Annotated in this window: 11 protein-coding genes; 5 read left to right on the forward strand and 6 right to left on the reverse strand. The window is 71.4% G+C overall.

Going from position 1 to position 11120, the window contains the following annotated elements:
* Positions 1-1353 (forward strand): ATP-binding SpoIIE family protein phosphatase (locus M878_RS63005; protein WP_023546810.1); only part of this gene is annotated, 1353 nt, incomplete at its 5' end.
* 1 nt (position 1354) lies between these two features.
* Here the strand turns inward: M878_RS63005 and M878_RS63010 are convergent.
* From M878_RS63010 to M878_RS63035, 6 genes are all read right to left on the reverse strand, one after another.
* Positions 1355-1867 carry a hypothetical protein gene (locus M878_RS63010; protein WP_023546811.1) on the reverse strand — a complete coding sequence of 171 codons (513 nt, stop codon included), beginning with the start codon at positions 1865-1867 and terminating at the stop codon, positions 1355-1357.
* A gap of 43 nt (positions 1868-1910) precedes the next feature.
* Positions 1911-2354 (reverse strand): DUF1153 domain-containing protein, encoded by a 444-nt coding sequence (locus M878_RS63015; protein ID WP_023546812.1) that lies wholly within the window; start codon positions 2352-2354, stop codon positions 1911-1913.
* Positions 2355-2498: 144 nt separating this feature from the next.
* Positions 2499-3095 carry a hypothetical protein gene (locus M878_RS63020; protein ID WP_031224866.1) on the reverse strand — a complete coding sequence of 199 codons (597 nt, stop codon included), beginning with the start codon at positions 3093-3095 and terminating at the stop codon, positions 2499-2501.
* Between the two features lie 202 nt (positions 3096-3297).
* Positions 3298-4248 carry a serine/threonine-protein kinase gene (locus M878_RS63025; RefSeq protein WP_023546814.1) on the reverse strand — a complete coding sequence of 317 codons (951 nt, stop codon included), beginning with the start codon at positions 4246-4248 and terminating at the stop codon, positions 3298-3300.
* A 108-nt stretch (positions 4249-4356) separates the two neighbouring features.
* Positions 4357-6777, reverse strand: a complete 2421-nt coding sequence (lon, locus tag M878_RS63030) for an endopeptidase La (protein WP_023546815.1) — start codon at positions 6775-6777, stop codon at positions 4357-4359.
* Between the two features lie 90 nt (positions 6778-6867).
* On the reverse strand, positions 6868-7695 hold the full coding sequence (locus M878_RS63035) for a rhomboid-like protein (RefSeq protein WP_023546816.1): 828 nt from the start codon (positions 7693-7695) through the stop codon (positions 6868-6870).
* Between the two features lie 228 nt (positions 7696-7923).
* Here M878_RS63035 and M878_RS63040 point away from each other — a divergent pair, with 228 nt between their 5' ends.
* The 4 genes from M878_RS63040 to M878_RS97480 all read left to right on the forward strand — a co-directional run.
* Positions 7924-8601, forward strand: coding sequence for a spermidine synthase family protein (locus M878_RS63040; protein ID WP_023546817.1), 678 nt, complete (start codon positions 7924-7926; stop codon positions 8599-8601).
* A gap of 113 nt (positions 8602-8714) precedes the next feature.
* On the forward strand, positions 8715-9455 hold the full coding sequence (locus M878_RS63045; protein ID WP_023546818.1) for a response regulator transcription factor: 741 nt from the start codon (positions 8715-8717) through the stop codon (positions 9453-9455).
* Positions 9452-10567 (forward strand): sensor histidine kinase, encoded by a 1116-nt coding sequence (locus M878_RS63050; protein ID WP_031224867.1) that lies wholly within the window; start codon positions 9452-9454, stop codon positions 10565-10567. Before M878_RS63045 ends, M878_RS63050 begins: the two co-directional genes overlap by 4 nt.
* Positions 10568-10870: 303 nt before the next feature.
* The coding region (locus tag M878_RS97480) for a 2-oxoglutarate dehydrogenase E1 subunit family protein (protein WP_031224869.1) at positions 10871-11120 on the forward strand (250 nt) is incomplete at its 3' end.

An 11120-nucleotide genomic window follows, 5' to 3' on the forward strand; every position in this document is an offset into this window, starting at 1 on the left:
GAGTGGGCGGCGGCGGACCCTGGCGCGGCCTGGCTGCGCGCCTCCGGGGCGCGCGCGCTGCTGGCGGTGCCGCTGCTCGTCCAGGGCAGCACGCTCGGCGTGGCGCTCTTCGGCCGGCGCCCAGGGCGGGGGCCGTTCGGCCCGGAGGAGCTGCGGCTGGCGCAGGAGTTCACAGCCAGGGCGGCCGCCGGCATCCGGCAGGCCCGGTCCTACACACGCGCCCGCACCACCACCATGGCGCTGCAGCACAGCCTGCTCCCGCACACGCTGCCCGAGCAGGCGGCCCTGGAGATCGCCACCCGCTATCTGCCCGCCGCGACCCGGGCCGGGGTGGGCGGCGACTGGTTCGACGTGATCCCGCTGTCCGGGGCGCGGGTGGCACTCGTCGTGGGCGATGTGGTGGGCCACGGCATCCGCGCCTCGGCCACCATGGGCCGGCTGCGCACCGCCGTACGCACCCTCGCCGATGTCGATCTGCCGGCCGACGAACTCCTCACGCACCTCGACGACCTGGTCCTCCGGCTCGCCGCCGACGAGGGCAGCGCGGACCCGGCCGCCGAGACCGCCGGCGGCATCGGCACCACCTGTCTGTACGCGGTCTACGACCCGGTCTCGCGCCGCTGCACCCTGGCCCGGGCCGGGCATCCGCCGCCCGCCGTGGTCAGCCCGGACGGCGCCGTGCGCTTCCTGGACGTGCCCGCGGGGCCGCCGCTCGGGCTCGGCGGGCTGCCGTTCGAGGCCATCGAGACCGATCTGCCCGAGGGCAGCCTGCTCGTGCTCTACACCAACGGGCTGTTCGAGGCCCGCGAGCACGACATCGACGAGGCGCTGGACAAGATGTTCGCCGCGCTCGGCCGGCCCGCGAAGTCGCTGGACGCGCTCTGCGACCATGTGCTCACCGCGCTGCTGAGCCACCGCCCGGACGACGACATCGCCCTGCTCGTCGCCCGCACCCGGGTCCTGCACGAGGACCGGGTCGCCGCCTGGGAGCTGCGGAACGACCCCACGGACGTCTCCCGCGCCCGCCACCTGGTCCACGACCAGCTGACCACGTGGGACCTGGAGGAAGCCGCCTTCCCCACCGAGCTGATGGTCAGCGAGCTGGTCACCAACGCCATGCGCTACGGCCGCCCGCCCATCCAGCTCCGGCTGATCCACCGGGACGCGACCCTGATCTGCGAGGTGTACGACTCCAGCGGCACCACCCCGCACATGCGGCGCGCCCGTATCTTCGACGAGGGCGGCCGGGGCCTGCTGCTGGTCGCCCAGCTGGCCGACCGCTGGGGCACCCGGCACGACCGGGTCGGCAAGACGGTGTGGGCGGAGCAGTCGCTCTCCGGGGCGTCCGGGTGAGTCAGCCACTGCCGCCGTTGCCCCCACGGCCACCCTGACCGCTGGTCTCGCAGCCGACACCGAGGCAGATCCCGCCGTTGCCGCCCCGACCGCCGTTGCCGCCGTCGCCCGTGCCCGCCGCGTCGCCGCCGTTCCCGCCGGCGCCGCCGTTGACGCTGCCCGAGCAGACGCCGACGCAGATTCCGCCGTTGCCGCCCCTGGTGCCGTCCTGCCCCGATGCGCCGTCGGTGCCGGCGCCGCCGTTGGCGCTGCCGTTGCAGAGCCCGGCGCAGATGCCGCCGTCGTGTCCGCTGGTGCCGTTGACGGTGCCGTCGCAGTTGCCCGCGCAGATCGAGTCGCCGACGCGGACGCTGCCGTTGCCCAGCTGGACGCTGCTGAGGCGGGGAGGGCCGCTGCCCGAGCCGCTGCCGGCGGGGCCGGTGTCGGCCATCGCGGCCGGTGCCATCGCGCCCCCGGCGATCACGAAGGTGGAGACCGCGAGCCCGAGACCGAATTTCCAGGAGTGCCTGCGCATGGGATTTACCTTCTCTGAATTTCTCACGGAGATTCCGGACTTCTCACTGAGATTCCGGCTGCAGAAATGCGAGCCAGTCGCCGTTCAGGAGCTGACGCTCCCAGTTGCTGATTTCCTGCTCCGAGATCTTGTACTTCTTGGCCGCGTCGGCCTGGGTGACCCGGCCCGTCAGCACGGTCAGCGCGATCCGCGCCTTGTCCAGCTGGGAGAGGTCCGACTTCGATTTGTCGGGCAGGTCCTGCAGGCCGTTGAACACGGAGCAGCCCGGCTTGCCGGGCTGGCCGGGCTCACCCGGCTGTCCGGGCGCGCCGCCCTTGCCGCCTTCGCCGCCTTCGCCGCAGTGCGACGACTGCTGCGCCAGAGCCGAGTAGCCGGTGGCGGCCGGGGCCGCGTGGGTGACTGCCTGGGCGCCGCACGCGGTGACGGTGACGAGAGCCGCGGAGGCCGCCGCGAGGAGGAAGGGACGCTGCCAGAGGTGTGTGGACATCGAGGGCTCCGATTGCCATCAGAAGGAAGTGAAGAGGGGAAGTGAGGGGTTTCGGGTGCGGGCGCTGTGGCCCGGTCAGGGGGTGGAGGCCTGGGCGGCCTCCACCCGGTTGGCGCTCAGCGGAGACGGGCTCGGCAGAGACGGTCAGAAGAGGCTGATGCCACCGGCACCACCGGACCCGCCGGCGCCGCCGAAGAGGCCGCCGAAGCCGCCCTTTCCGCCCTTGCCGCCGTTGCCGCCCTGGAAGATGCTGTTGCCGCCCTTCCCGCCGTTGCCGCCCTGGCCACCGACGAGGACGCCGTCGCCGCCGCCACCGCCGGAGCCGCCGCCACCGCCGGAGAAGATGCCGAAGCCACCGGCACCGCCGTCGCCGCCCTTACCGCCGATGACGCCTTCACCGCCGCCACCACCGCCACCGCCGCCACCACCGGCCAGGACCCCGTCGCCGCCCTTACCGCCGGCGCCGCCGTCACCACCGGTGCCGAGGACGCTGCCGCCACCGGATCCACCGGCGCCACCGCCGCCGCCGACCAGCCCGGAGCCGCCGTCACCACCGGCGCCACCGGCTCCGCCGCCATGGACGAAGGCCACGGTCGACGTGGGCATCGGGGCCGCCATCGCGGCGGACACGGGGAGGAGGACACCTCCGGTGACCAGCGCGGCGGAGGCGACGACGGTCGCCAGCCGGAGACCTCGGCGCTTCGGACGGATTTCGTCGTGGGTCTGCACATTACGAGTCATGAGTCTTCTCCCATGGATGTGAGGAAATCTGAATGCGAGGAATTCCGGAGAGAATTTCCACCCTCCGTGCCGCCTCATTTCCTTTCCGGTGCTTTCCGGTGAGGCCGCACTTCAAGTAGGCCCGAAGCGGAAATCCGGGTCATGTTCCGAGGACTCGGGACTTGACGGCACCACGGGAGTCGGGTAAGGCCCGCATAAGGGCTCAGATGAGGAACGGCCGCGCCCAGGAAGGCGGCTCAGGCGGCGGAACCCGGTCCACCGCGGTCGGCGTACGGCGGCGGGGGACGGGCTCGGCGACCGCGTCGCGCAGGGCCGCGACGAACTCCAGACAGGAGTCGTAGCGGTCGTCCGGGGCCTTCGCCAGGGCACGCCGGAGAACCGCGTCGGCGGCCGCCGGGATGTCCGGCCGCTCCTCGCTGAGGGCGGGCGGCGGGTCGTACTGGTGGGCCCAGAGCAGTTCGAGCTGGTCCTCCCGCCGGAAGGGCGGGGCACCCGTGAGCATCTCGTGCACGACGCAGGCCAGGCTGTACAGATCGGCCCGGCCGTCCACCGGGCGCCCGGCGATCCGCTCGGGCGCCACATAGTCGAGGGTGCCGACGAACTCGCCCGCGGTGGTGAACCCGGTGAGCGACAGCGACTTCTTCGCCAGCCCGAAGTCGGTGAGATAGACGTGCTCGGGGTGGTCGCTGTCGACGACCTTGGCGACCAGGACGTTGCCGGGTTTGACGTCCCGGTGCACCAGCTCGCGCGCGTGGGCCGCGTCCAGGGCGGAGGCCAGCTGGGCCGCCATGCGCAGCGCGACCGCCACCGGCAGCCGGCCCTCCTGGTCGATCAGGGCGCGCAGATCCTGCCCGGAGACGTAGCACATGGCGATGTAGAGGAGCCCGTCGAACTCGCCGGCCTCGAAGACGGGGACGATGTTGGGATGGTCGATGGCGGCCGCCACCCGTGACTCCTGGGTGAAACGACGACGGAAGGCGTCGTTGCGGGTGTACTGCGGGGCGAGCAGCTTGAGCGCGACCGTCCGGCCGAGGCGCAGATCCTTGGCCTGGTAGACGACGGCCATGCCACCTCGGCCGAGTTCGCGTTCCACCCGGTAGCCCGCGATCTCGGCCCCGATCAGGCCGGAGGGGCTCTTGGGGGGCCAACTCACGCCTGAATTCTACCGAGCTATACCGATATGAGAGTCCGGTGAGGGCGTACGGCGGAGGCCCGGGCCTCCCTCACGGGCCCCGGGCCTCCGTCTATCCGGCCGCGTCCGTCACGCCGCGACCGGAATCTCAGGCGCCGCCCCGTTCGCCGCGGGGGTGAGCGCCAGCTCCAGGACCTGGCGGACGTCGGTCACGGTGTGGACGTCGAGCTTGTCCAGCACCTCGGCCGGGACGTCGTCCAGGTCGGGTTCGTTACGCTTGGGGATGATCACGGTGGTCACCCCGGCGCGCTGGGCGGCGAGCAGCTTCTGCTTCACGCCGCCGATGGGCAGCACCCGGCCGGTCAGCGAGACCTCGCCGGTCATCGCCACATCCGTGCGCACCAGACGCCCGGAGAGCAGCGACGCGAGCGCCGTGGTCATCGTGATGCCGGCGCTGGGGCCGTCCTTCGGGACCGCGCCCGCCGGGAAGTGGATGTGCACGCCCCGGTCCCTCAAGTCGCCCACCGGCAGCTCCAGTTCGGCGCCGTGGCTGCGCAGGAAGCTCAGCGCGATCTGCGCCGACTCCTTCATCACGTCACCGAGCTGACCGGTGAGGGTCAGACCGGCCGCGCCCGTCTCCGGGTCGGCGAGGGACGCCTCGACGAAGAGGACGTCGCCGCCGGCTCCGGTGACCGCGAGACCGGTCGCCACGCCCGGCACCGACGTACGGCGCTCGGCCGGGTCCTGGGCGGACTCGGGCACGTGGTGCGGGCGCCCGATCAGACCGCGCAGGTCCGTGTCCCGGACGGTGAACGGCAGCTCGCGCTCGCCGAGTTCGTGCTGGGCCGCGACCTTGCGGAGCAGGCGTGCGATGGACCGCTCCAGGGTGCGCACGCCCGCCTCGCGGGTGTACTCGCCGGCGAGCTTGCGCAGCGCGCCCTCGTCGATCGTGACCTCGTCCTTGCCGAGTCCGGCCCGCTCCAGCTGACGCGGGAGCAGGTGGTCGCGGGCGATGACGACCTTCTCGTCCTCGGTGTAGCCGTCGAGGCGGACGATCTCCATCCGGTCGGCGAGCGCCTCCGGGATGGCCTCCAGGACGTTGGCGGTGGCCAGGAAGACCACGTCCGACAGGTCGAGTTCGACCTCCAGGTAGTGGTCCCGGAAGGTGTGGTTCTGCGCCGGGTCCAGGACTTCGAGCAGGGCCGCGGCCGGGTCGCCGCGGTAGTCCGAGCCCACCTTGTCGATCTCGTCCAGCAGGACCACCGGGTTCATGGATCCGGCCTCCTTGACGGCCCGCACGATCCGGCCGGGCAGCGCACCGACGTACGTACGGCGGTGGCCGCGGATCTCGGCCTCGTCCCGGACGCCGCCGAGGGCGACGCGGACGAACTTGCGGCCCATCGCGTGCGCGACGGACTCGCCGAGCGACGTCTTGCCGACGCCCGGCGGCCCGACTAGGGCCAGTACGGCGCCGCCGCGCCGGCCGCCGATGACGCCGAGGCCACGGTCGCTGCGGCGCTTGCGCACCGCGAGGTACTCGGTGATGCGCGCCTTCACGTCCTCCAGGCCGGCGTGCTCGGCGTCCAGGATCGCCTTGGCGCCCTGGATGTCGTACACATCCTCCGTCCGTTCCTTCCACGGCATTTCGAGGACGGTGTCCAGCCAGGTGCGGATCCAGGAGCCCTCCGGGGACTGGTCGCTGGACCGCTCCAGCTTGTCGACCTCCTTGAGCGCGGCCTCGCGGACCTTCTCCGGCAGGTCGGCGGCCTCCACGCGGGCGCGGTAGTCGTCGGACTCCTCGCCGTCCTGCTCGCCGTTCAGCTCGCGCAGCTCCTTGCGGACGGCCTCCAGCTGGCGGCGGAGCAGGAACTCGCGCTGCTGCTTGTCGACGCCCTCCTGGACGTCCTTGGCGATGGAGTCGGCCACGTCCTGCTCGGCGAGGTGCTCGCGCAGCTGCCGCGTGGCGAGCTTCAGCCGGGCCACCGGGTCGGCGGTCTCCAGCAGCTCGACCTTCTGTTCGGTGGTGAGGAACGGCGAGTAGCCGGAGTTGTCGGCGAGCGCGGAAACGCCTTCGATGGCCTGGACCCGGTCGACGACCTGCCAGGCGCCGCGCTTCTTCAGCCAGGTGGTGGCGAGCGCCTTGTACTCCTTGACCAGGTCCGCGACCTGACCCGGCAGCGGGTCCGGCACGCTCTCGTCGATACGCGCGCCCTCGACCCACAGGGCGGCGCCGGGACCGGTGGTGCCGGCGCCGATCCGCACGCGGCTCCGGCCGCGGATCAGAGCCCCCGGGTCACCGTCGGCCAGCCGGCCGACCTGCTCGACCGTGCCCAGCACACCGGTCTTCGCGTACGTGCCGTCGACGCGTGGCACCAGCAGCACCCTGGGCTTGCCCGGCTCCGACCGGGCGGCGGCCTGTGCGGCCTCCACCGCGGCCCGTACGTCGGCGTCGCTCAGGTCCAGCGGAACCACCATGCCGGGCAGCACGACCTCGTCGTCGAGCGGCAGCACGGGCAGTACGAGCGTGAACGCCGTGGACTCAGCAGCCATGATCTCCCCTTCGGCAGTCAAGTTGAGCTATGCCGACTCAACCGTGGAGGGGTGGGCTGGTGTTCCCTGGGTTTGTTCGCTGTGAGCGATTCAGCCCGGGCGCTGCCAGCGGCGGACCAGAGGCCAGCCCGCCACACCGATCGTCAGGGCGATGAGGTGGCCCCAGTCCGTCATCGGGTCCGCGAACTCGATCAGGTCGCTCACCAGCAACCAGCCCACCAGGGCGAGGAGGGGCCAGCGGAGCCAGGGGCGCAGCAGGCCGGACAGCGAGCCGATGCTGGCGGCCACGCCGAAGCTGATGCCGTAGTCGAGGCGGTGCAGTGAGGTGGTGGGCAGGTGGCCGAAGAGGACGGCCAGGCCCACGGGAACCTCGGTGGCGAGGGTGGCCAGGACGTGGCCCGCCAGGAAGACACAAGCGGCTCGCGCACCGCCTATGCGCCGCTCCAGCGAGGTGAGCACCAGCACGAACGCGAGCGCGTACGGCGACAGGACACCGCCCGCGATCCACAGCGCGCTCGCCAGCAGCACCACGACGGGCGAGCACACCAGGTGGGCCACGTCCGTGCTGGAGTCCTGGTAGAGGGCCTGGATCAGGCCGGGGTCGGCGACAGCCGCGATCAGGGAGGTGACGGCCAGGATGGCCGTGTAGGCGAAGGTGAACGGGGTGACGGCCGGGGTGGGCAGCAGCCGCCAGATGCGCGGGAACCGTACGGCCGGGCGCGCCTCGATGGCGACGGGGACGACGGCGAGGTCCGCGGCGGGGACGGGAACGGGGGCCGTGGCGTGCCGCTGGCGCGGCATGCCGTCCAGCAGGTCGGCGAGCGCGGGAGCCGGGACGGCGGCGGTGCCGTCGGCCAGGGGCAGGCCCGGCAGGGGTGGCGTCGCGGCCGCCGCTGGGCCCGTCGCGGTCCGTTCCACGTTGCGGAACTCCTTCCGTCGCGCCCAACCCTTCGGGTTCCGGGGGCCGCTGTCTATGACCGACGCCACGCGAGAGCCGATTCACAGCAACCTCTCACGCTCCGTTGACGTCCATGCCCCGCCGAAACTACTCAAACGCATGCTCGATGGTGAATATTGCGTTCGAGCCGCCGTGCCGCCATCCGCAATTCCCATGAACGACAGGACTCGTTCAAGCAGGATGGGGGCATGACTGCCGTGTACGACTCCCCCGTGGTCCTCGACCGGCGCGACGGCCCGTACGGCGAGGTGGTGCTGCGCCGGCATGGAGGACTGTTGCAGATCATTGCCAACGGCTGTTTCCTGATGGACACCTCCGACGGCCGCTCGGAGCGGCTGCTGGTCGACGCCGCGTACGACGCGCTGGACGGGCGGCCGGCACCGAACGTGCTGATCGGCGGGCTGGGCGTGGGATTCTCACTCGCACATGCCGCTGCGGACCCCAGGTGGGGGCGGATCACCGTCGTCGAGCGGGAGCCGGCCGTCGTGGGCTGGCACCGGGACGGGCCGCTGGCCGAGGTGTCCGCAGGGGCGCTAGGCGATCCGCGCACCGAGGTCGTGGAAGGCGATCTCATGGCGTTCGTCCATGAGACATGTGACACGTTCGACGCACTCTGCCTGGACATCGACAACGGCCCGGGCTGGACGGTCACGGACGACAATCACACCCTGTACTCACCGGCCGGACTCGCCGCCTGTTCAAGGGTGTTGAGACCCGGCGGGGTGCTCGCGGTGTGGTCGGCCGAGCCCTCTCCGGAATTTGAAGGAACCTTGCGGAATGCCGGGTTCCGGCAGGTGCGTACCGAAGAGGTGCCCGTTGCCCGGGGCGTTCCGGACGCGGTGCACCTCGGCGTCAGACCTGGATAGCGACAGCACGGTGGATCCCCGTAATGTGCAGTCCTGACGCGGATCATTCAAGCGTCAATCGCAGACATGGGATCACCCCACTGGTTCCGGAAAGCAACAAGCAGGGGCGGGCGATGGAGCAGACACACACCTCCCAGAGCGGCGCGGCGACGACTTCCCCGGGCGCACAGCGCCGGGTACTGGTCGTCGAGGACGATCCCACGATCGTCGACGCCATCGCGGCCCGGCTCCGCGCCGAGGGATTTCTCGTACAGACCGCGATGGACGGCCCGGCCGCCGTCGACACGGCCGAGGCCTGGCAGCCCGATCTGCTGATCCTCGACATCATGCTGCCGGGCTTCGACGGCCTTGAGGTCTGCCGGCGGGTGCAGGCGCAGCGCCCGGTGCCGGTGCTGATGCTGACCGCGCGCGACGACGAGACGGACATGCTGGTCGGTCTCGGGGTCGGCGCGGACGACTACATGACCAAGCCGTTCTCGATGCGGGAGCTGGCCGCGCGGGTGCATGTGCTGCTGCGCCGGGTGGAGCGGGCGGCGCTGGCCGCGGCGACACCACGCTCGGGCATCCTGCGCCTCGGTGAGCTGGAGATCGACCACGCGCAGCGCCGGGTGCGGGTGAAGTCCGAGGACGTCCATCTGACGCCCACCGAGTTCGACCTGCTGGTGTGCCTGGCGAACACCCCGCGCGCGGTGCTCTCCCGGGAGCAGTTGCTGGCCGAGGTGTGGGACTGGGCGGACGCCTCCGGCACCCGTACGGTCGACAGCCACATCAAGGCGCTGCGCCGGAAGATCGGCGCCGAGCGGATCCGCACCGTGCACGGCGTCGGGTACGCCCTGGAGACGCCCACGCCATGAGCAGCGTCGGGCGCCCGGCCGCGCGGAGGAGCCCCGGGGAGGATCCCTGGGGCGGCGTGCGCCCGTTCTCGATCAAAACCAAGCTGGGCGCGCTCGTCGTCATCGCGGTGCTGATCACCACCGGACTGTCGATCGTCGCGGTGCACACCAAGACCGAGCTGCGCTTCATCACCGTCTTCTCGATGATCGCCACGCTGCTGATCACACAGTTCGTGGCGCATTCGCTGACCATGCCGCTGGACGAGATGAACGCGGTGGCGCGGTCGATCTCCCAGGGCGACTACACGCGCCGGGTGAGCGAGGGCCGCCGGGACGAGCTGGGCGACCTGGCCCAGACGATCAACGTCATGGCGGACGAGCTGGAGGCCCAGGACCGCCAGCGAAAAGAGCTGGTCGCGAATGTCTCCCATGAGCTGCGGACGCCCATCGCGGGGCTCCGCGCGGTGCTGGAGAACATCGTCGACGGGGTCACCGAGGCCGACCAGGAGACCATGCGGACGGCCCTGAAGCAGACCGAGCGGCTCGGCCGGCTGGTGGAGACCCTGCTGGACCTGTCCCGGCTCGACAACGGCGTCGTACCGCTGAAGATGCGCCGTTTCGAGGTGTGGCCGTATCTCTCGGGCGTGCTGAAGGAGGCCAACATGGTGGCCTCGGCGCGGGCCGGCATAGCCTCCGGCTCGGGCAGCCACACGCGCACCGACGTCCACCTCCACCTGGACGTCTCCCCGCCGGAGCTGACCGCGCACGCGGATCCCGAGCGGATCCACCAGGTCGTCGCCAATCTGATCGACAACGCGGTCAAGCACAGCCCGCCGCACGGCCGGGTGACGGTGAAGGCGCGGCGCGGGCCGCAGCCGGAGTCGCTGGAGCTGGAGGTCCTGGACGAGGGCCCCGGCATTCCGCGCTCGGAGTGGCACCGGGTGTTCGAGCGGTTCAACCGGGGCGCGGTGACCCGGCCGCACGGTCCGGGCAGCGACGGCGGTACGGGGCTCGGGCTGGCGATCGCCCGCTGGGCGGTGGATCTGCACGGCGGCCGGATCGGTGTGGCCGAATCCGAACGGGGCTGCCGGATCATCGTCACCCTTCCGGGACTGTCTTCCGTTCCAAGTTGACGTAAAGTTCCCACCGGAAGCACAAGATCCACGAGTGTCCGCGCCGTAGCCGTGCAGCTGGACACGTGTGATCAGGGGCAGGCCCGCGCGACCCGCACGAGAGCGGCGCGCCGGGCCGGGACCGGTGCACCCTCTCACCTGCGGAACCACGCTTGTTTCCCGCCATATCAAGCCCTGAAACAAGATTTCCGATGTGACTTACGCGACGATGACCTTGCTCGACCTGACCTTCCCGGCCACAGAGGCGTAGCCTTTATTCCCGCTGTCCATCACCTTGTGAAGCGGAAGAGGGCGGTTGCCGCCGTGTCGCCACAGTCCCCCAGTAACCCGAGCGTCTCCACCGACGACCAAGCCGGGAAGAACCCCGCTGCCGCGTTCGGTCCGAACGAGTGGCTCGTCGACGAGATCTATCAGCAGTACCTCCAGGACCCGAATTCGGTAGACCGCGCCTGGTGGGACTTCTTCGCCGATTACAAGCCGGGTGCTCCTGTCACCCCGGCTGCGGCGGGTACTGCGGCCGCGGGGGCCGCAGCCACCACCACGGCCCCGCAGG

The sequence above is a fragment of the Streptomyces roseochromogenus subsp. oscitans DS 12.976 genome (genome assembly GCF_000497445.1).
Classification (GTDB): Bacteria; Actinomycetota; Actinomycetes; order Streptomycetales; family Streptomycetaceae; genus Streptomyces; species Streptomyces oscitans.

What these genes read in the sequence shown, in the direction of transcription:
- M878_RS63010 (WP_023546811.1), bottom strand. Translation starts at nt 1,867, where the DNA reads ATGCGCAGGCACTCCTGGAAATTCGGTCTCGGGCTCGCGGTCTCCACC.
- M878_RS63015 (WP_023546812.1), bottom strand. Translation starts at nt 2,354, where the DNA reads ATGTCCACACACCTCTGGCAGCGTCCCTTCCTCCTCGCGGCGGCCTCC.
- M878_RS63040 (WP_023546817.1), top strand. Translation starts at nt 7,924, where the DNA reads ATGACTGCCGTGTACGACTCCCCCGTGGTCCTCGACCGGCGCGACGGC.
- M878_RS63050 (WP_031224867.1), top strand. Translation starts at nt 9,452, where the DNA reads ATGAGCAGCGTCGGGCGCCCGGCCGCGCGGAGGAGCCCCGGGGAGGAT.
- M878_RS63045 (WP_023546818.1), top strand. Translation starts at nt 8,715, where the DNA reads ATGGAGCAGACACACACCTCCCAGAGCGGCGCGGCGACGACTTCCCCG.
- lon (WP_023546815.1), bottom strand. Translation starts at nt 6,777, where the DNA reads ATGGCTGCTGAGTCCACGGCGTTCACGCTCGTACTGCCCGTGCTGCCG.
- M878_RS63020 (WP_031224866.1), bottom strand. Translation starts at nt 3,095, where the DNA reads ATGACTCGTAATGTGCAGACCCACGACGAAATCCGTCCGAAGCGCCGA.